Source organism: Pseudonocardia sp. ICBG162 (assembly GCF_020496225.1).
Lineage (GTDB): Bacteria > Actinomycetota > Actinomycetes > Mycobacteriales > Pseudonocardiaceae > Pseudonocardia > Pseudonocardia alni.
Genome location: NZ_JAHLJD010000023.1, coordinates 248,332 through 265,157, shown reverse-complemented (window position 1 = coordinate 265,157; position 16,826 = coordinate 248,332). Strand labels below are relative to the sequence as shown.

The 16,826-nt window shown below is 74.4% G+C and carries 24 protein-coding genes and 1 pseudogene; 14 read left to right on the top strand and 11 right to left on the bottom strand.

Features of this window, described 5'->3' with window-relative positions; all coding sequences use genetic code 11:
* Positions 1-3: 3 nt before the first annotated feature.
* The gene (locus tag KPL60_RS23620) at positions 4-1,203 is read right to left on the bottom strand and encodes an FAD-dependent monooxygenase (protein ID WP_226367231.1); all 1,200 of its coding nucleotides are present in this window, start codon (positions 1,201-1,203) and stop codon (positions 4-6) included.
* Positions 1,204-1,284: 81 nt separating this feature from the next.
* Between KPL60_RS23620 and KPL60_RS23615 the strand changes: the two genes are divergently transcribed.
* Positions 1,285-1,749: a MarR family winged helix-turn-helix transcriptional regulator gene (locus KPL60_RS23615; RefSeq protein WP_226355222.1), complete on the top strand. Its 465-nt coding sequence runs from the start codon at positions 1,285-1,287 to the stop codon at positions 1,747-1,749.
* Between the two features lie 63 nt (positions 1,750-1,812).
* Here the strand turns inward: KPL60_RS23615 and KPL60_RS23610 are convergent, their stop codons facing one another.
* Positions 1,813-2,097 carry a putative quinol monooxygenase gene (locus KPL60_RS23610; protein ID WP_226355223.1) on the bottom strand — a complete coding sequence of 95 codons (285 nt, stop codon included), beginning with the start codon at positions 2,095-2,097 and terminating at the stop codon, positions 1,813-1,815.
* 64 nt (positions 2,098-2,161) lie between these two features.
* On the bottom strand, positions 2,162-2,662 hold the full coding sequence (locus KPL60_RS23605) for a putative immunity protein (RefSeq protein WP_226367230.1): 501 nt from the start codon (positions 2,660-2,662) through the stop codon (positions 2,162-2,164).
* Between the two features lie 45 nt (positions 2,663-2,707).
* On the opposite strand from KPL60_RS23605, the gene KPL60_RS23600 reads away from it, so the two are divergent.
* Complete coding sequence (locus tag KPL60_RS23600) at positions 2,708-3,325, top strand: GyrI-like domain-containing protein (RefSeq protein WP_226367229.1); 618 nt, start codon at positions 2,708-2,710, stop codon at positions 3,323-3,325.
* A 67-nt stretch (positions 3,326-3,392) separates the two neighbouring features.
* Here the strand turns inward: KPL60_RS23600 and KPL60_RS23595 are convergent, their stop codons facing one another.
* Positions 3,393-3,887, bottom strand: coding sequence for a hypothetical protein (locus KPL60_RS23595; protein WP_226367228.1), 495 nt, complete (start codon positions 3,885-3,887; stop codon positions 3,393-3,395).
* Between the two features lie 8 nt (positions 3,888-3,895).
* Positions 3,896-4,495 carry a TetR/AcrR family transcriptional regulator gene (locus KPL60_RS23590; RefSeq protein WP_226367227.1) on the bottom strand — a complete coding sequence of 200 codons (600 nt, stop codon included), beginning with the start codon at positions 4,493-4,495 and terminating at the stop codon, positions 3,896-3,898.
* Between the two features lie 85 nt (positions 4,496-4,580).
* On the opposite strand from KPL60_RS23590, the gene KPL60_RS23585 reads away from it, so the two are divergent.
* On the top strand, positions 4,581-4,787 hold the full coding sequence (locus tag KPL60_RS23585; protein WP_226367226.1) for a hypothetical protein: 207 nt from the start codon (positions 4,581-4,583) through the stop codon (positions 4,785-4,787).
* A 5-nt stretch (positions 4,788-4,792) separates the two neighbouring features.
* Here KPL60_RS23585 and KPL60_RS23580 read toward each other — a convergent pair whose 3' ends face one another.
* On the bottom strand, positions 4,793-5,146 hold the full coding sequence (locus KPL60_RS23580; RefSeq protein WP_226367225.1) for a VOC family protein: 354 nt from the start codon (positions 5,144-5,146) through the stop codon (positions 4,793-4,795).
* A 29-nt stretch (positions 5,147-5,175) separates the two neighbouring features.
* Here KPL60_RS23580 and KPL60_RS23575 point away from each other — a divergent pair, with 29 nt between their 5' ends.
* Positions 5,176-5,733 (top strand): GrpB family protein, encoded by a 558-nt coding sequence (locus tag KPL60_RS23575; RefSeq protein ID WP_226367224.1) that lies wholly within the window; start codon positions 5,176-5,178, stop codon positions 5,731-5,733.
* A 9-nt stretch (positions 5,734-5,742) separates the two neighbouring features.
* Here KPL60_RS23575 and prcB read toward each other — a convergent pair whose 3' ends face one another.
* The gene (gene prcB / locus KPL60_RS23570; RefSeq protein WP_226367223.1) at positions 5,743-6,534 is read right to left on the bottom strand and encodes a proteasome subunit beta; all 792 of its coding nucleotides are present in this window, start codon (positions 6,532-6,534) and stop codon (positions 5,743-5,745) included.
* 174 nt (positions 6,535-6,708) lie between these two features.
* Here prcB and KPL60_RS35205 point away from each other — a divergent pair.
* Both KPL60_RS35205 and KPL60_RS34015 read left to right on the top strand, forming a co-directional pair.
* Positions 6,709-7,071 (top strand): annotated as a pseudogene (locus tag KPL60_RS35205) (nitronate monooxygenase); the annotation flags it as partial.
* Positions 7,072-7,156: 85 nt separating this feature from the next.
* On the top strand, positions 7,157-7,687 hold the full coding sequence (locus KPL60_RS34015) for a nitronate monooxygenase (RefSeq protein ID WP_255656479.1): 531 nt from the start codon (positions 7,157-7,159) through the stop codon (positions 7,685-7,687).
* Positions 7,688-7,694: 7 nt separating this feature from the next.
* On the opposite strand, the gene KPL60_RS23560 is transcribed toward KPL60_RS34015, so the two are convergent.
* Entirely contained in the window at positions 7,695-7,940 is a 246-nt protein-coding gene (locus KPL60_RS23560) for a DUF397 domain-containing protein (RefSeq protein ID WP_226367222.1), read from the bottom strand.
* Positions 7,941-8,114: 174 nt separating this feature from the next.
* Between KPL60_RS23560 and KPL60_RS23555 the strand changes: the two genes are divergently transcribed.
* Positions 8,115-8,411: a hypothetical protein gene (locus tag KPL60_RS23555; RefSeq protein WP_226367221.1), complete on the top strand. Its 297-nt coding sequence runs from the start codon at positions 8,115-8,117 to the stop codon at positions 8,409-8,411.
* Between the two features lie 26 nt (positions 8,412-8,437).
* On the opposite strand, the gene KPL60_RS23550 is transcribed toward KPL60_RS23555, so the two are convergent.
* Positions 8,438-8,662, bottom strand: coding sequence for a hypothetical protein (locus KPL60_RS23550; protein WP_062400338.1), 225 nt, complete (start codon positions 8,660-8,662; stop codon positions 8,438-8,440).
* 191 nt (positions 8,663-8,853) lie between these two features.
* Between KPL60_RS23550 and KPL60_RS23545 the strand changes: the two genes are divergently transcribed.
* The 3 genes from KPL60_RS23545 (at position 8,854) to KPL60_RS23535 (ending at position 10,712) form a co-directional block, all read left to right on the top strand.
* Positions 8,854-9,144, top strand: coding sequence for a hypothetical protein (locus tag KPL60_RS23545; RefSeq protein WP_226367220.1), 291 nt, complete (start codon positions 8,854-8,856; stop codon positions 9,142-9,144).
* Between the two features lie 156 nt (positions 9,145-9,300).
* Positions 9,301-10,122, top strand: a complete 822-nt coding sequence (locus tag KPL60_RS23540) for a Bax inhibitor-1/YccA family protein (RefSeq protein ID WP_226367219.1) — start codon at positions 9,301-9,303, stop codon at positions 10,120-10,122.
* A gap of 146 nt (positions 10,123-10,268) precedes the next feature.
* Positions 10,269-10,712 carry a hypothetical protein gene (locus KPL60_RS23535; RefSeq protein ID WP_226367218.1) on the top strand — a complete coding sequence of 148 codons (444 nt, stop codon included), beginning with the start codon at positions 10,269-10,271 and terminating at the stop codon, positions 10,710-10,712.
* Positions 10,713-10,775: 63 nt separating this feature from the next.
* Here KPL60_RS23535 and KPL60_RS23530 read toward each other — a convergent pair whose 3' ends face one another.
* Positions 10,776-11,996, bottom strand: a complete 1,221-nt coding sequence (locus KPL60_RS23530) for an acetyl-CoA C-acetyltransferase (RefSeq protein ID WP_226367217.1) — start codon at positions 11,994-11,996, stop codon at positions 10,776-10,778.
* A gap of 112 nt (positions 11,997-12,108) precedes the next feature.
* Between KPL60_RS23530 and KPL60_RS23525 the strand changes: the two genes are divergently transcribed.
* Genes KPL60_RS23525 through KPL60_RS23515 form a run of 3 tightly spaced genes read left to right on the top strand, consistent with a single transcriptional unit; the run spans position 12,109 to position 15,144 of the window.
* On the top strand, positions 12,109-12,570 hold the full coding sequence (locus KPL60_RS23525) for a pyridoxamine 5'-phosphate oxidase family protein (protein ID WP_226355236.1): 462 nt from the start codon (positions 12,109-12,111) through the stop codon (positions 12,568-12,570).
* 19 nt (positions 12,571-12,589) lie between these two features.
* Entirely contained in the window at positions 12,590-13,960 is a 1,371-nt protein-coding gene (locus KPL60_RS23520) for a cystathionine beta-synthase (protein ID WP_226367216.1), read from the top strand.
* A gap of 38 nt (positions 13,961-13,998) precedes the next feature.
* Complete coding sequence (locus KPL60_RS23515) at positions 13,999-15,144, top strand: cystathionine gamma-synthase (protein WP_226367215.1); 1,146 nt, start codon at positions 13,999-14,001, stop codon at positions 15,142-15,144.
* Between the two features lie 15 nt (positions 15,145-15,159).
* Here the strand turns inward: KPL60_RS23515 and KPL60_RS23510 are convergent, their stop codons facing one another.
* Positions 15,160-15,387 (bottom strand): hypothetical protein, encoded by a 228-nt coding sequence (locus KPL60_RS23510; protein ID WP_073577681.1) that lies wholly within the window; start codon positions 15,385-15,387, stop codon positions 15,160-15,162.
* Positions 15,388-15,478: 91 nt separating this feature from the next.
* On the opposite strand from KPL60_RS23510, the gene ilvA reads away from it, so the two are divergent.
* Complete coding sequence (ilvA, locus tag KPL60_RS23505) at positions 15,479-16,702, top strand: threonine ammonia-lyase (protein WP_226355239.1); 1,224 nt, start codon at positions 15,479-15,481, stop codon at positions 16,700-16,702.
* Positions 16,703-16,826: the final 124 nt, after the last annotated feature.

The following is a 16,826-nucleotide window of genomic DNA, read 5'->3' as shown; positions in this document are numbered from 1 at the left end:
CGGTCAGGCCACGCGGGCCGGCGCCGGCGACCCGTACCGCGCGGGCAGCGTGATCGTGTCGGCGGGCGGTGCGGCCAGCCGCTCCACCAGCGGCTGCAGCGGCGCCGACGCGGCCACCCGCAGCACCGCCCGCTGGGTCGCGAGTCCCAGTCGGCTGCTCGGGTTGGCGGCGCGGAGCTGGGTGGCCGTGACACCCTGGGCCTTCATCGCGAAGGGCCGCACGACCTGCTCGTAGCGGGCCAGGGCGGACCGGTGGTCGGAGCCGTCCGCGAGCTCCGCGGCCAGCACGTAGGCGCCGGTCAGAGCCAGGCTGGTGCCGGTGCCGAACGGCCCGGTGGACCACGCGGCGTCGCCGAGGAGGACCACCCGCCCGGCGCTCCAGCTCCGCGCGTGCACCCGGGCGATCGCGTCCATGTAGTACGGCGCGTCGAGTGCGTCGAGCACGCGCGAGGTCTGCCAGCCCGCGTCGGCGAAGGTGCGGCGCAGGACGGCCGTCCGGGACTCCGGGGCGAGCGCCTCCAGCCCGCGCACCCCGCTGAGGAAGGTCAGGGCGGCGCGGGTGGTGCCGCGGTCGTCGGGACGCAGGCTCACGCCGCGGGAGCCGGTGGCGTTGAGGACGGTCCACCAGCGGTCGTCGTCGGCCGTGCGGGGGATGGTCAGGTAGGCCGCGTAGAGGCCGAGCTCCTCCAGGACGACGTCGTCGAACACCAGGTCACGGGTGCGGGACCGGGTGCCGTCGGCGACGACGAGGACGTCGGCCTCGACGGTGCCGCCGCGCTCCAGCGTGGCGGTGACCCCCTCGGTGTCCTGCCGGACGTCGACGATGCGGTCGCCGAAGCGGTAGTCCGTGCCGGTGCGGGTGCGGTCGTGCAGCAGCCGCGCGAGCGTGCCGCGCAGGATCTCGGCCTCCGCGGTCAGACCGCGGGTGTCGTCGCGGCCCGCGGCGAACTCAGCGACCGGGCGGCCTGTGTCGTCGACGAAGCGGGTGCCCTCCTCGCGGGTGCCGGCGGCGAGGATCTCCTCCTCCAGCCCCATCCGGCGGACGACCTCGCGGGCGGTGCCGCGGACGTCGACGTTCTGGCCGTCCTCGCGGAGCTCGGTGGCCCGCTCGACGACGGTCGTGCGCCAGCCGCGGGCGTGCAGCTGGTGGGCCAGCGCCGGGCCGGCGATACCGGCTCCGGAGATCAGGGCGTGCGGGCTCATCGGGTCTCCCTCGGCGTCGTATAAGTAGAGAAACTAGCGACTAGATGGACTGGCGGCAAGTCGAGTGGTGTACTCACCCGCATGGCCGATGGTGTGCAGACGGGTCCGGACGACCTCTCGGAGCTGGGTGAGGTGACCCTCGCGGTCCGCGACCTGGTCGCCGCGACCCAGCAGCTGGCGGGCCGGACGGCCCAGGCCACCGGGCAGAACGTCACCGACATGACCGCGGTCGGCCTGCTCGTCCAGTTCGGGCCGATGGGGGTGGTCGAGCTGGGCAACCGGCTGGGGATCCGGTCGGCGTCCGCGACGGCGCTGGTCGACCGGCTCGAACGCGCCGGGCACGCCGAGCGCGTCCGCGACCGCGTCGACCGGCGACGGGTGGCCATCACCGCCACCGACGCCGCCCGCCGGGCCAACCTCGAGGCCTGGATCCCGCTTGTGCGCCGGATGGACGAGGTCTGCCGGGACCTGTCGCCCGCGGAGGCCGACGTCGTCGTGCGGTTCCTGCGCCGGCTCGCGACGACCGTCGACGGGAGCGTGCCCTGACCCGGGACGCCGGAGGCGTTCGCGAAGGCCGCACCCGCCGGGGTCGCCCGCGGCGCGTGAGCGTCAGGCGTCGCCGACGGAGGAGATGGCGTAGCGCCGCACGTCCGCGCCCAGGATCCGGGCCGCGGTGTCCCCGTCCGGCCCGGAGCCGCGGAACGCGAGCAGCTCCTCCTCCGACGCCCAGCGCTCGTAGACGTTCACCCGCGCCGGGTCCAGGGTGTCCGCGGTCAGGGCGAAGTCCAGGCAGCCCGGGGCCGAGCGCGCGAGCGCGACCGCCCGCGTCCCCTCGGCGACGAGGGCGTCCCGGTCGGCAGGGTCGGTGAGCAGGTGGCCCGCGACGATCAGCATGCAGGAGGGACCGCCGCGCGGCCCCGGACTCATCGGTCGCGCAGCGCGTCGTCCAGTGCGGTGGTCAGCGCGGCGACGCGGCTGCTGCCGGCCGCCGCGCGCGGGTAGCGGCACAGGACGTCGACCAGCTCCGGTGTCGCGCGCCGCCGCCCACGCCGTCGAGCTGCGCGTCGCCGCTGCGGGGCGCGTCGCCGTCGGCCAGTTCGACGGCGTGGGCGGCGTGCGCGGCCGCGCGCAGGATGTGGCCGACCTGGGTGGCCTTCGCCAGCGGGTGCAGGTAGGCGGACGCGGCGGCGTCCGCGGCGGCCAGCGCGGCGTGCCTGCCGGCCGGGGTGCGGGCCTCCTTCGCCGCCCGCGCCGCGTCGACGGCGGTCACCCGCTGCAGCCGCGACCGCTCGGCGCCGTCGGCGAAGGCCCACGCCGCGTCGAGCGCCGCGCGGGGGCGGCCGTCGTCGGGCCCGTCGAACAGGGGGAGGGCCTCGGCGGCGCACTCCGCGGCGAACCGGGTCACGACCCGCAGGTCGGCCATGGTGAGGGTGACGTCCCCCGGTCCGATCCGTGCCACCGCAGCACCTTCCCGTACCGCGCGCACCTCCGCCAGGATGGGGTCGTGCCGACGACGGTGGACCTCAAGCGCGAGCTGTCCTGCTACGCCGCGCGCCGCGACACCCCCGAGCTGGTCGACGTCCCCGACCTGCGGTTCCTCATGATCGACGGTCACGGCGACCCGAACACGCCCGTCTACACGGCGGCGGTCGAGGCGCTGTACCCGGTCGCCTACACCTGCAAGTTCGCCAGCAGGCGCGAGCTCGGGCGCGACCACGTCGTGATGCCCCTGGAGGGGCTCTGGTGGGCCGAGGACATGGACTCCTTCACCCTGTCCCGGGACAAGACCCGCTGGTCGTGGACCATGATGATCATGATCCCGGACTGGGTGCCCGAGGCGATGGTCGACGACGCCGTCGCCACCGTCCGGCGGAAGAAGGCGCCGGAACGGATCGACGACGTCCGGTTCGCGCCGCTGTCGGAGGGCCGCTGCGTGCAGGCCCTGCACGTCGGCCCCTACGACGACGAGGCCCCGCTCCTGCACCGCATCCACACCGAGTTCATCCCGGAGCACGGGCTGCGCATGACCGGCCGCCACCACGAGATCTACCTCGGCGACCCGCGCCGGACCGCCCCGGAGAAGCTGCGCACCATCCTGCGCCAGCCCGTCGCCGACGCGTGATCACCGGTTGTGGAGCGGAGCGTTCGCGAGGCGGTCGCTGCGCTCCACAACCGGTGATCACGGGCGCTCAGGCCGGGCGGTACCGGTAGCGCGCCAGGTAGACGCAGTACCCGACGATCCCGGCGACGAGCAGCGCCAGCACCACCCAGACCGGTCCGACCGGCAGCCGCGGCGGATCGGTGCGGGTGGCGTACACCGCCGTCACCGGGACCACGGTGAGCAGGAACAGCGTCGCGCCGAAGGTCCGGCCCATGTCCTCGGCGAGCATGTGGCGCAGCCGTCCGACCCGCTGCGGCCGCATCCAGTAGTCGCGGTGCGGCACCGACACCCGCGCCAGCGGGCCCGTCGCGACCAGGCGGTAGAGCCCGGCACCGATCCCGGCGACGAGCAGCCCGAACAGGGTGCCGAGCGTCAGGAACCAGGCGCGGCTGCCGAACGCGGTCGGCACGCCCGTGAGGTCGAAGTGCAGCGGTACCCCGTCCTCGGGCAGCTCGCCGGCCGCCCACACCAGGGCGAACGCGTAGAACACCGAACCGGCGAGGAGCGGGAACCAGGGGCGCACCGCCCGGATCATTCCGGGTCGCCGGCCGGTCCGCGCGCCGTGGCGGGGGCGAGCCGGTCGAGCATCGCGGCCAGGGTCCGCCGGGCGCGGTCGACGGGGGCGCCGTGCAGCGCGACCTCCGTGCTGAGCCCGGCCGTCAGGGCGAGCAGGGCGTGCGCGTCGGTGTCGGGGTCGGACGACCCGGCGTCGGCGACGACCCGGACGGCGAGGGCGCGGATCTCGTCGTCGCCGTCGGTGAGGATCGCCCGCGCGCGCTCGTCGACCTCACGGGTGGCGAAGGCGGCGTGGATGCGCAGCGCGTCGCGGGTCCGCGGGTGCTCACCGAGCAGCTCGTCGAGGATCGTGGCGAGGACGGTCCGGTCGCCGCCGCCCACGGCCCGGGCCCTGGCCTCGATCCTCTCCTCCATCTGCCGGTGCGACCGGTCCAGGGCGTGCAGCAGCAGTGCGTCCTTGCTGGCGAAGTAGTGCTGGACGCGGCCCATCGAGATGCCGGCCTCGGCCGCGACCGAGCGCAGTGAGACCGCCTCGGTGCCCGACCGCGCGACGAGCGCGAGCACGGCGTCGGCGATCTCGGAGCGTCGGGCGTCGTGGTCGACGGAGCGGGGCACGGCGCCACCGTAGCAATGCGGTCGCATTGACAGAGTGCGCCGGAGGCTGTTGCAATGCGAGTGCATCGTAACCCAGGGAGGGCATGTGAAGACGGCACAGAACGTCGCCGGGTTCCTCGGGGTGGTCCTCGGCGTGATCCCGCTGCTGCAGTACCTGGTCACCGGCCGGATCGGCCTGTGGTCCTTGGTGGTCGGCGACGCGCCGGCGCTGCCGTGGGCCTACCCCGCGGTCCTGCTCGTGGCCGCCGTGATCGTGGTCGTGGTGGCGGACCGGCGGGAGAAGGCGGGCTGACCCGGTCAGTCCTGCCGCGGCGAGCCGTAGCGCAGCAGGTTGTTGTCCGGGTCGTGGTGCGCGCCCTCGCGCAGCCCGTAGGAGGTGTCGACCGGTGCCACCTCGCGGCCGCCGGCCACGGCGGACCAGCGGGTGTGGAGCGCGTCGGCGTCGTCGACGTGCAGGTAGGCGCAACCCGCGGTGCGGGCCGGGTCGTGGTCGGGCAGCACCGAGACGTGAAGTTCGACGCCGCCGAGGACGGCGAAGCCGTAACCGTCGTCGTAGCGCTCGACGGTGAACCCGAGCGCCCGGTAGCGGTCCAGCCACCGGTCGAGATCGGTGGTGGCGAAGACCGGGGCGACCGAGCGCAGCGTGGACACCGAGGCAGTCTGCCCGCATGCTCGCCGCCGTGACCAGACGCCACGACGAGCTGAACCGGGCACTCGTGCAGGGGATGCGTCCGGTCGTCGTCGAGCTCGCCGAGCCCGACCCGGCCTGGCCCGCCGCCTTCGACGCGGCGGCGGCCCGGCTGCGTGCGGCGCTGGGGGAGCGGGCCCACCGGATCGAGCACATCGGATCCACCGCGGTGCCGGGGCTCGCGGCGAAGCCGGTGATCGACGTCGTCGTGGCGCTCGACGATCCCGACGACGAGGCGGCCTACCTGTCCGACCTGCTCGCCGACGGCTACGACCTGCGGGTCCGCGAGCCCGGGCACCGCTGCCTGCGCGGCGCCGTCGGGGACCTGCCGGTGAACCTGCACTGCTACGCACAGGGCAGCCCGGAGATCACCCGCTACCTGGTGTTCCGCGACCGGCTCCGCGCCCACGACGACGAGCGGGCGCGCTACGAGGCGCACAAGCGCGGCCTCGCCGGACGGGAGTGGGCCGACATGAACCTCTACGCCGACGCCAAGGGTCCGGTCGTCGAGGAGATCATCGGTCGGGCCGGCGGCCCGCCCCGGCCCTGACCCGCCGGATCAGCCGCCGGGACGCTCCGCCCGCTCGGCGAGCATCCGCTCGGTCGCCGCCCGGACCTCGTCGACGCCGATCTCCTCGACGCCGTCGGCGGTCACCGTGATCAGGTTCGGGAAGATCGCCCGGGTGAGGTCGGGGCCCGAGGTGGCGGTGTCGTCGTCGGCGGCGTCCCACAGCGCGTTGACCGCGAGCGCGATCGCGCCGGCCCGGTCGACGCCCGGATCGTGCCGCTTCTTCAGCGACGCCTCGGCGAACTGCGAGCCGGACCCGATGCCGACGTAGCCGGACCGGGCGCGCTTGATGCTGCCGGTCGGGTCGTAGGTGACGATGCGGACCGGGTCGGGGTCGGTCGGGTCGTAGCCGACGAACAGCGGGAGCGCGACGAAGCCCTGCATCGCCGCGCCCAGGTTCTCCCGCACGATGCTCGACAGCCTGCGGACCTTGCCGTCCTGGCTGATCGGCGCGCCCTCGACCTTCTCGTACTGCTCCACCTCGGCCGCGAACATCTTCAGCATCTGCAGCGCGTGCCCGACCGACCCGGCGAACCCGGCGGCGGAGGTGTCGTCGATCCCGACGACCTTCACCAGGTCCTTCTGGGCGATGAGGTTGCCGGAGGTGGCGCGCCGGTCACCGGCGAGCAGGACACCGTCGGCCCAGGTCAGGGCGATGATCGTGGTGCCGTGCGGGACGTCCAGGTCGGCGGGGACCCGCTGGGCGGGGTCGCGCGGGAGGTGCGAGGGCAGCAGCTCCGGGGCGTGGGCACGCAGCTGCTCGAGGAACGAGGGTCCGGTCATGAGGGGGAGCGGGCTCCTTCGCACTGCGGGGCGGGGACGGGGCCGATCCTTCCCGTCCGCGGCGCCCCGGTCCACCCGCGGTGCAATGGCACACTCAGGGCGGTGAGCGCACGGAGCCGGGCCGAGTCCTTCTGCACACGCCACGGGCTGCGGGTGCCCGTCCTGGAGGCCCCGATGGCCGGGGCCTGCCCACCGGAGCTGGCGGCCGCGGTGGCCGCGGCGGGCGGCATGGGTGCCGCGGGCGTCGTGAACGACACCCCGGAGGCGATCGCCGACTGGGCCGCCCGCTTCCGCGCGCTCGCCGGGACCGCGCCGTTCCAGCTCAACCTGTGGATCCCCGACCCGCCGGCCGACGACGACGTGGGCCTGCAGACCGCCTACCTCGACAGCCTGGGCGGCACACCCGCACCGGCCGGCGGCACCGGACCGTCGTTCTCCGACCAGCTCGCCGCCGTCCTGGCGGCCCGGCCCGCGGCCGTCTCGACGATCATGGGGCTGTTCACGGCCGAGCAGGTCGCCGCGGTGCACGGTGCGGGCTGCGCCTGGTTCGCGACGGTCACGACCCGCGCCGAGGCCCTCGCGGCGGAGCGGGCGGGGGGCGGACGCCGTCGTCGTGCAGGGCATGGAGGCCGGCGGGCACCGCGGGACCACCGACCCCGCCGACGCCGAGGCCGTCTCGGTCGGGCTGCTCGCGCTCGTCCCGTGGGTGGCCGACGCCGTCGGTGTCCCGGTGGTCGCCGCCGGCGCGATCGGCGACGGCCGGGCCCTGGCCGCCGCGCTCACCCTCGGCGCGAGCGCGGTGCAGGTGGGGACGGCGCTGCTGCGCAGCCCCGAGGCCGGGATCGACGACGGCTGGTCCGCCCGGCTCGACGGCCTCGACCCCACCGGCACGACGACCACCCGTGCCTACACCGGCCGGCTGGCCCGCGGCGTCGCCACCGACTACGTCCGCGCCTGGACCGTGCCGGGCGCCCCGGCCCCGGCGCCCTACCCCCATCAGCGACGCCTGGTGGCCCGCTACCGCGCGGGTGAGCCCGGCGCGGTCGACCGGGTCAACCACTGGGCCGGGCAGGCCGCCGGACGTGCGACGACCGACCCGGCGTCCGAGGTCGTCGCCCGGCTGTGGCGCGAGGCGGACCCGCTGCTGCCCTGAGCCCGGCTCAGTCGCGGAAGGGGTCGACCATGTCGTCGAACTCGCCCTTCTTGGCGCCGTCGACGAACGCGGAGATCTCGGCCGGGGTGTAGACGAGCACCGGGCCCTCGGGGTCGCGGGCGTTGCGGACGGCGACCTGGCCGTCGTCCAGGACGGCGAACTCCACGTTCTGCCCGTCGGTGGCCCCGCCGGCCGGGCGGCGCCACGTCACGGGGCCGAGATCTGCTGCGCGCGTGCCGTTCGGGTGGGACATGGAGGGCCTCCGGATGTGTCCGCTGCGTCCGTTTGACTGCGGAGAGTGTCGAAAGACTGTGCAGGCGATCTTGCATCCGCACGTGTCATCCGTGACGATGGAACGACCGACACGCTGAGGGGGTCCGAGAATGCGCCGGTCGACGCACGGATCTGCCGTCGGGTGGATGTCGTCGTGACCGCCGGACGGACGAACGAGGCCGGCGGACCCGATGTCCTCACGGTGACGTCCGTTCTCGACGGTCGTGCACACAAGGTGACCGACGCGGAACTCTGTGCACCGCACTCGATGCGGACCGGCCGGTACGCGGCGCTGTGCGGCCACCTGGTGTCCCCGGCCCCGCTGATCGACGTCGCCGGGACCCCGTGCGCCCGCTGCGTGCAGCTCGACCCGACGCCACCGGCGGAGGAGACGTCGCGGCGTCCCGCCCGCCGGCGCGGCTGGGGCCTGCGCCGGGTCCTGCCGGCCTGAGTCGTCCGGTACCGGAGCGGGACCCGTCAGCGGGCGAGCCGCTCCGGGTCGGTCTGCTCGTGGCGGCGCAGCGGTCCCCGGGTGCGCCGCTCCAGGTAGCGGCGGCCGGAGCGGGTCAGCTTGCTGAGGGTGTTGGGGCCGCGGCGTCGCTCGACCGCGTCGCCGATCTTGCCCAGGAGCCAGGCCAGCAGCGGTGCACCGACCGCCAGGAGCAGCCACACGCGCAGGTGCCGGGAGAGCAGGGCCCACATGTCCGGACCGTCCTTTCACTGGGGGCGACGGAGGTGTCGTCGCCGGAGGCGCCGACAGTAGTGCGGCCCGCCCGGGTGCGCCCGCTGCGAGGTGACGGCCCGTGACCGACCCGCCACGGGATCGTTGTACGACGCGAGGGTGGGTCCGGCTGCCCCCGGCCGGGCGCCCGCTTCTGCGAGGAGGTACGCCCGTGTTCGTTCCGGGTTCCGGCAGCGTGGTGGTCGTCGCCGTCGCGCTGCTCGTCGTCGTCGCCCTGGTCAGTCCCGCGAGCCGTCGTGCCGCGGTGGCCGCGCTCGGCTCGGTCGGACGCTGGCCCGCGCTGATCCGCGCCGAGATGCGCGGTGACGCGCCGCTGTCCGACGGGCGTGCCGACACCGCCGACGACCGTCGCTTCGACACCACGCCCGAGATGCCGGCGGTGCGTGCCGAACCGCTGCCGCCGACGTCGACGTTCCCGCAGGTGAGACACCCGGGACGGTGATCGTCGCCCGTTGTGGGAGACGGGGCTGACGCCGGAGGCCCCGGACGCGGTAGATTTTCTTTTACCAGCGGGAACCCCCGGCGCTCCCTCGGCGTTGCACACGTGTGAGGGCCTGCCAGAGGTGGGCCCCGCACACGTCCGTCGAGGAGGATCCAGGTGCGCTCCACGAGCAACCCGGCGTTCCGCAACCTGCCCACACAGCAGCAGGGCGGCTACGCCACGTTCGACCGCTCGGGTGGCGGCATGATGGGCGGGGGCGCCGCGATGGCCGGCTCCCAGTCGTCCTACGTCGACCCGACCCAGGCCACCCAGGACACGGGCCGGCCGATCACGGTCGACGACGTCGTCCAGAAGACCGCCATCAGCGCTGCCCTGGCTCTGGTCGCGGGCACCCTGACCGTGCTGTCGGGGCTGTACATCCTGGCGCTGCCCGCGTTCATCGTCGGGTTCGTCGTGTCCCTGATCGTCATCTTCAGGCAGAAGCCCAGCGCCGTCCTGACGCTGCTCTACTCCGGCTCGATGGGTGTCGCCCTCGGCGGCATCACCGGGTTCATGCAGATGGACCCGAACCTCCGGGGCATCGGCGTCCAGGCCGTGATCGGCACCGCCGGTGTGTTCTTCGGGATGCTGGTCGTCTACAAGACCGGTGCCGTCCGGGTCACCCCGCGGTTCACCAAGTGGATGATGGGCGCGCTGATCGGCGTCGTCGTCCTCATGCTGGCGAACCTGGTGGCTGGCTTCTTCACCGACGGCGGCCTCGGCCTCCGTGACGGCGGCCCGCTGGCCATCCTGTTCTCGGTCGTCGTGATCGGTGTGGCGGCGTTCAGCCTGCTGCTCGACTTCGACGCCGCGGACAACGCGGTCAAGGCCGGTGTCCCGGCGAAGTACTCCTGGTACCTCGCGTTCGGGCTCATGACCACCATCGTCTGGCTCTACATCGAGATCCTGCGCCTGCTGAGCTACCTGCGCCAGGACTGACCGGTCACCCACGACCCGGCCCGTGAGGGCCGGGTGCGGCCGGAATCGCCCCCTCCGGTCGCGCGCGCCGCGGACACCTCCGGTGTCCGCGGCGTCGTCGTGTCCGGGGGTGGCCCGGCGGGGCCGGGAGTCGTAGCGTCGGTGACGTGCCCGGGAACGACCCGGTCGTCACCGGGATCGCCATCCTCCTGGGGATCGCGTTCGGGCCCGCGGTGCTGGTGGGGCTGCTGGTGCGCCTGCCCCGCCTGGTGCGCTGGGTCGCCGCGCGACACCGCCGCCCGGCTCCGCCGCGCCCGATCGGGCCGCCGCTGGAACGGCTCGTCGCCGACCTGCGCCGCCTCGACCGGCTGCGCCGCGGGCCGCAGCCGGCCACCCGCGTCCGGCGCCTGGCGCTGCTGGCCGCCTACGACGACGTCCTGCTCGACGTCTGTCGGGCCGTCGGCGTCGAGGACCCGCCGCTGCGCGCCCACGTCGAGGCGGGCGGGACCCAGGGCGCGCTCGACGCCGACCGGGAGTTCGCCCGGCTGCGGACCGAGGCCGAGATCGAGGCCACCGGCGTGCGCATCGACCCGCCCGGCCACGCGGCCTGACCCCGTGACGCCGACGGGCCGGCCCGCGCGAGGCGGACCGGCCCGTTCGTGGGACGCCGTGGGTCAGGCGAGGTTCTCGATCACCAGCGCCATGCCCTGGCCGCCGCCGACGCACATCGTCTCGAGCCCGTAGCGGCCGCCGGTGCTGCGCAGGCCGTTCATCAGGGTCGTCGTGATGCGGGCGCCAGTCATGCCGAACGGGTGGCCCAGCGCGATCGCGCCGCCGTGCACGTTCAGCTTGGCCTCGTCGATGCCCAGGTCGCGGGCGCTGGGCAGCACCTGCGCGGCGAAGGCCTCGTTGATCTCGACCAGGTCGATGTCGTCGATCGTGAGCCCGGCGCGGTGCAGCGCCTGCTGGGAGGCCTCGACCGGGCCGTAGCCCATGATCTCCGGCGACAGCCCCGTGACACCGGTCGAGACGACCCGGGCCAGCGGCGTGACGCCGAGCTGCTCGGCCTTCGTGTCGGACATGATCACCAGGGCGGCGGCGCCGTCGTTGAGCGGGCACGCGTTGCCGGCGGTGATCCGGCCGTCCGGGCGGAAGACCGGCTTGAGCTGCGAGATCTTGTCGTAGGTGGTGCCGGGGCGGGGGCCGTCGTCGGTGTCGACGACCGTGCCGTCGGGCAGCGTCACCGGGGTGATCTCGCGCGCGAAGAAGCCGTCGGCGATGGCCTTCTCCGCGCGGTTCTGCGACTGCACCGCGAAGCGGTCCATGTCCTCGCGGGACACGTCCTTGTACCGGGCCAGGTTCTCCGCGGTCTGCCCCATGGAGATGTAGGCGTCCGGCAGGAGGCTCTGGTCACGCGGGTCGGTCCAGCTCTCGGCGCCCTTCTCCGCGGTCCCGGCGGTGCGGGCCTCGGCGTCGGCGAACAGCGGGTTGTGCGTGTCCGGCCAGGAGTCCGACGTGCCGCGGGAGAAGCGGGAGACGGTCTCGACACCGGCGGAGACGAACACGTCGCCCTCACCGGCCTTGATCGCGTGCAGCGCCATCCGGGTCGTCTGCAGCGACGACGAGCAGTACCGGGTGATGGTGGTGCCGGGCAGCGAGTCGTAGCCGAGCTGGATCGCGACGATCCGGGCCAGGTTGTTGCCCTGCTCCCCGCCGGGCAGGCCGCAGCCGAGCATCAGGTCGTCGATCTCGGCCGGGTCCAGCTGCGGGACCTGGCCCAGGGCGGCGCGGACCATCTGTACGGTCAGGTCGTCCGGGCGCATCCCGGCCAGGGAGCCCTTGTTGGCGCGGCCGATCGGGGACCGGGCCGCGGCGACGATCACGGCTTCGGGCATGGGACGTCCTCCTCCATCGCAGGTACCTCTCCATCAGACCCTACTCGTCGGTAACCGATGATCGGGAGACGGCGTGACGAAACCGTCAGGGGTCCGCGGCATGCTCTGGTCCATGACGTCGTGGGGAGACTTCCGGCGGGCCGAGCCCGCGTTCGCCGACCTGTCCGAGCGGATCCTGCGGCGAGGGATCGCGCTCGTGATCGCGACGCTGCGCGCCGACGGGTCACCGCGCGTCTCCGGGATCGAGGTGGTCCTGGACGACGCCGGCGGTGACACCGAGCTCTCCTTCGGGTCGATGCCGGGCGCCCGGAAGGGCTCCGACCTGCGGCGGGACCCGCGGTTCGCGCTGCACGCCGCACCGGCCGACCAGTCCGGCGGCGACCTCGGGGACGGCGACCTGAAGGTGTCCGGCCGGGCGGTGCTGCAGGGCCCGCTGTCCGGGCCGGTCACCGGGGACGCGTTCCGCGTCGATCTCACCGAGGTCGTCTGGACCGGGCTGAACGACGAGCGGAACCGTCTCGTGGTGCGCTGGTGGACCCCCGGTGGCGGGATGCACGAGGTCTCGCGCGAGTGAGCGGTGCGAGGATGCGTGCATGCGCTACGTCGAGCACGTCGTCGACCTGGTCGGGAACACGCCCCTCGTCCGGCTGGGAGCGACGGCCGAGGGCATCGCCCCGCCGGTCCTGGCCAAGGTCGAGTACCTGAACCCCGGTGGATCGGTGAAGGACCGCATCGCCCTGCGGATGGTCGAGGCCGCCGAGGCCTCCGGTGAGCTGCGCCCGGGCGGCACGATCGTCGAGCCGACCTCGGGCAACACCGGGGTCGGGCTGGCGATGGTCGCCCAGCGCAAGGGCTACCACTGCGTCTTCGTGTGCCCGGACAAGGTCGGGGAGGACAAGCGCAACGTCCTCAAGGCCTACGGCGCGGAGGTCGTGGTGTGCCCGACGGCGGTCGACCCCGAGCACCCCGACTCCTACTACCAGACCTCCGACCGGCTGGTCCGGGAGATCGAGGGCGCCTGGAAGCCCAACCAGTACGCGAACCCGGCCAACCCCGAGTCGCACTACCACTCGACCGGCCCGGAGATCTGGGAGCAGACCGAGGGCCGGATCACCCACTTCGTGGCGGGGATCGGCACCGGCGGCACCATCTCGGGCATCGGGCGGTACCTCAAGGAGAAGTCGGACGGCGCCGTGCGGATCATCGGCGCAGACCCGGAGGGCTCGGTCTACTCCGGCGGCACCGGGCGCCCCTACCTGGTCGAGGGCGTCGGCGAGGACTTCTGGCCGACCACCTACGACCGCGACGTCTGCGACGAGATCGTCGCCGTCTCCGACGCCGACTCCTTCGAGATGACCCGCCGCCTCGCCCGCGAGGAGGCGCTGCTCGTCGGCGGTTCCTGCGGGATGGCGACCGTCGCCGCCCTGCGGGTGGCCGCGACGCTGCCCGCGGACGCGGTGGTCGTCGTGCTGCTGCCCGACGGTGGCCGCGGCTACCTCGGCAAGGTCTTCAACGACCGCTGGATGGCCAGCTACGGCTTCCTCCCGCCGTCGCAGGGCGCGACCATCGGCGACGTGCTGCGGCGCAAGGACGGCGCGCTGCCCGCGCTGGTGCACGCCCACCCCAACGAGACCGTCGCCGACGCCGCGCTCTACCTGCGCGAGTTCGGTGTCTCCCAGATGCCGGTGGTCAAGGCGGAGCCGCCGGTCATGGCGGCCGAGGTCGCCGGGTCGGTCAGCGAGCGCGACCTGCTCGACGCGCTGTTCACCGGGCGGGCCAAGCTCTCGGACCGGCTCGAGGACCACATGTCCGAGCCGCTGCCGACCCTCGGCGCCGGCGAGTCGGTGCAGGACGCGATGGAGGCCTTCGCCAAGGCCGACGCCGCGCTGGTGCTGGAGGACGGCAAGCCCGCGGGCGTCGTCACCCGGTCCGACGTGATCGCCTTCCTCGGCGGCAACGCCTGATCCGGCCCGCACGGGCGCCGGGAGTAGCCTCGGCGCCCATGCAGGGCTTCTCCACGCGCGCGATCCACGCCGGCCAGGTCCCGGACCCGACGACCGGCGCGGTCACGACGTCGATCCACACCAGCTCGACCTACGCCCAGGACGGCGTCGGCGGGACCCGCGGGGGGTACGAGTACTCCCGCAGCGCCAACCCGACCCGGACCGTGCTGCAGGACCAGCTCGCCGCCCTGGAGGGCGGCCGGCACGCGCACGCGTTCGGCTCCGGGATGGGGGCGACGGACACGCTGCTGCGGATCCTGCTCAAGCCCGGTGACCACCTGGTCATCCCGCACGACGCATACGGCGGCACGTTCCGGCTGGTCGACAAGGTGCTGTCCGGGTTCGGCGTCGAGCACACCCCGGTCGACCTCGCCGACCACGACGCCCTGCGCGCGGCGCTGCGGCCCACGACCAGGGTCGTGTGGTGCGAGACCCCGACCAACCCGCTGCTCGGCATCGCCGACATCGCGGCGCTGGCCGGGGTGGCGCACGAGGCGGGCGCGCGGCTCGTCGTCGACAACACCTTCGCCTCGCCGTACCTGCAGACGCCGCTGGCGCTGGGCGCCGACGTCGTCGTGCACTCCACGACCAAGTACGTCGGCGGCCACTCCGACGTCGTCGGCGGTGCATTGGTCACCGACGACGACGCGCTGTCCGAGCAGATCGCGTTCGTCCAGAACTCCACCGGCTCGGTGCCCGGCCCGTTCGACGCGTGGCTGACCCTGCGCGGCGCGAAGACCCTCGCGGTGCGCATGGAGCGCCACTGCGACAACGCCGAGCGCGTCGCCGAGATGCTCTCCGCGCACCCCGCGGTGGCCTCGGTGCTCTACCCGGGCCTGCCCGGGCACCCCGGTCACGAGGTCGCGGCCAAGCAGATGCGCCGGTTCGGCGGGATGGTGTCGTTCCTCGCCGCGGGCGGGCGCGACGCGGCGCTGCGGATCTGCGCGGGCACCCGGCTGTTCACCCTCGCCGAGTCGCTGGGCGGGGTCGAGTCGCTGATCGAGCACCCGGGCGAGATGACCCACGCCTCGACCGCGGGGTCGATGCTCGAGGTGCCGGACTCGCTGGTCCGGCTGTCGGTCGGCATCGAGGACGCCGACGACCTGCTCGACGACCTGCGGGCCGCGCTCGACGCGGTCCGGTAGCGGCGCCGGGCGGGCTCAGCTGCGCGACTGCTCCGGCGACGGCGCGGGGGGCTGGACCACCGGCGGCGGCGGGATGACCAGGTCACCCGGGTCCACGCAGCCGCCGACCAGCGACCACGTGCCGTCGCCGCGGGCCTCGTAGCGGCCCGGGTCGGCGCAGCCCGCGTCGTGCACGGTCGCCACCGCGAGCGCGGCCAGTCCGGCGGCCAGCAGCAGCGGTGCTGTCGTGCGCAGACGCGTCATTCGCGAGTCCCTCCCGACACCGGGCGCGCAGGAGACGTCACGCCCGGTGAGACATCGGCGAGGTTACCCGGGGCGGTGCGAGACTGCCGGGATGGCCGCCCCCGTCATCCCCCCGGTCACCGCCGACGACGTGCTCTCCGCCCGCGAACTGCTCTCCGGCGTCGTGCGCACCACGCCCGTCGCCGGTGCCCGCGCCCTGTCCGACCTGACCGGTACCCCGGTCCGGCTGAAGTGCGAGAACCTGCAGCGCACCGGCTCGTTCAAGATCCGCGGTGCCTACACCCGCATCGCCCGCCTCTCCGACGACGAGCGCGCAGGCGGCGTCGTCGCGGCGTCGGCGGGCAACCACGCCCAGGGCGTCGCGCTCGCCGCACGGCTGCTGGGCGTGCGCGCCACCGTGTACATGCCCGAGCGGGCGGCGCTGCCCAAGGTCGACGCGACCCGCGGCTACGGCGCCGAGGTCGTGCTCACCGGCCGCACCGTCGACGAGGCCGTCACGGCCGCCACCGCGGCCGCCGAACGGTCGGGTGCGGTGTTCGTGCACCCCTTCGACCACCCCGACATCATCGCCGGTCAGGGCACCGTCGGCTGCGAGATCCTCGACCAGGTCCCCGACGCCGGCACCGTGCTGATCTCCGCGGGCGGCGGTGGGCTGCTCGGCGGGACCGCGGCGGTCCTGCGCGCCGCCCGCCCGGACATCCGGATCGTCGGGGTGCAGGCCGCGGGTGCCGCGGCCTGGCCGTCGTCGCTGGCGGCGGGTGAGCCGATGCCGGTCGGCGGGATGCGCACGATGGCCGACGGGATCGCCGTCGGACGCCCGGGCGACGTGACGTTCGCTCAGGTCAGCAGCCTGATCGACGAGATGGTCACGGTGTCGGAGGACGCGTTGTCCGCGGCGCTGCTGCACTGCCTGGAACGGGCGAAGATGCTCGTCGAGCCGGCCGGTGCCGCGTCCGTCGCCGCACTGATGGAGCAGCCCGACCGCTGGCCGGGACCGGTCGTGTGCGTGCTGTCCGGCGGCAACGTCGACCCGCTCGTGCTGCTGCAGGTCATCCGGCACGGGCTGGTCGCCTCGTCCCGCTACCTCACCCTGCACCTGCGGATGCCCGACCGCCCCGGCGCGCTCGCAGAGCTCCTTGCCCGGGTCGGTCGGCTCGGGGCCAACGTCACCGACGTCGCGCACTCGCGGATCAGCGGCGCGCTCGCGGTGGGGGAGGTCGACGTCGAGCTCAGTGTGGAGACGCGGGGGCCCGAGCACCGCGACGCCATCGTCGCCGACCTGCGCGAGGCCGGGCACGCCGTCGCCACGCCCTGACCCGCCCTGGCCCGCTGCGACCGCCCTGACCCGTTCGGAGACCGGCTCCGACCGGCTCCGACCGGCTCCGACACGCGAACGGGCCCGGCCGACCGGCCGGGCCCGTTCCGCGGGTGGTCGTGGG

Excerpts from the sequence above, each read along its gene's own strand:
- KPL60_RS23620 (WP_226367231.1), bottom strand. The coding sequence starts at position 1,203 with ATGAGCCCGCACGCCCTGATCTCCGGAGCCGGTATCGCCGGCCCGGCG.
- KPL60_RS23615 (WP_226355222.1), top strand. The coding sequence starts at position 1,285 with ATGGCCGATGGTGTGCAGACGGGTCCGGACGACCTCTCGGAGCTGGGT.
- KPL60_RS23610 (WP_226355223.1), bottom strand. The coding sequence starts at position 2,097 with ATGCTGATCGTCGCGGGCCACCTGCTCACCGACCCTGCCGACCGGGAC.
- prcB (WP_226367223.1), bottom strand. The coding sequence starts at position 6,534 with ATGACCGGACCCTCGTTCCTCGAGCAGCTGCGTGCCCACGCCCCGGAG.
- KPL60_RS34015 (WP_255656479.1), top strand. The coding sequence starts at position 7,157 with ATGGAGGCCGGCGGGCACCGCGGGACCACCGACCCCGCCGACGCCGAG.
- KPL60_RS23560 (WP_226367222.1), bottom strand. The coding sequence starts at position 7,940 with ATGTCCCACCCGAACGGCACGCGCGCAGCAGATCTCGGCCCCGTGACG.
- KPL60_RS23550 (WP_062400338.1), bottom strand. The coding sequence starts at position 8,662 with ATGTGGGCCCTGCTCTCCCGGCACCTGCGCGTGTGGCTGCTCCTGGCG.
- KPL60_RS23530 (WP_226367217.1), bottom strand. The coding sequence starts at position 11,996 with ATGCCCGAAGCCGTGATCGTCGCCGCGGCCCGGTCCCCGATCGGCCGC.
- KPL60_RS23525 (WP_226355236.1), top strand. The coding sequence starts at position 12,109 with ATGACGTCGTGGGGAGACTTCCGGCGGGCCGAGCCCGCGTTCGCCGAC.
- KPL60_RS23520 (WP_226367216.1), top strand. The coding sequence starts at position 12,590 with ATGCGCTACGTCGAGCACGTCGTCGACCTGGTCGGGAACACGCCCCTC.
- KPL60_RS23515 (WP_226367215.1), top strand. The coding sequence starts at position 13,999 with ATGCAGGGCTTCTCCACGCGCGCGATCCACGCCGGCCAGGTCCCGGAC.
- KPL60_RS23510 (WP_073577681.1), bottom strand. The coding sequence starts at position 15,387 with ATGACGCGTCTGCGCACGACAGCACCGCTGCTGCTGGCCGCCGGACTG.
- ilvA (WP_226355239.1), top strand. The coding sequence starts at position 15,479 with ATGGCCGCCCCCGTCATCCCCCCGGTCACCGCCGACGACGTGCTCTCC.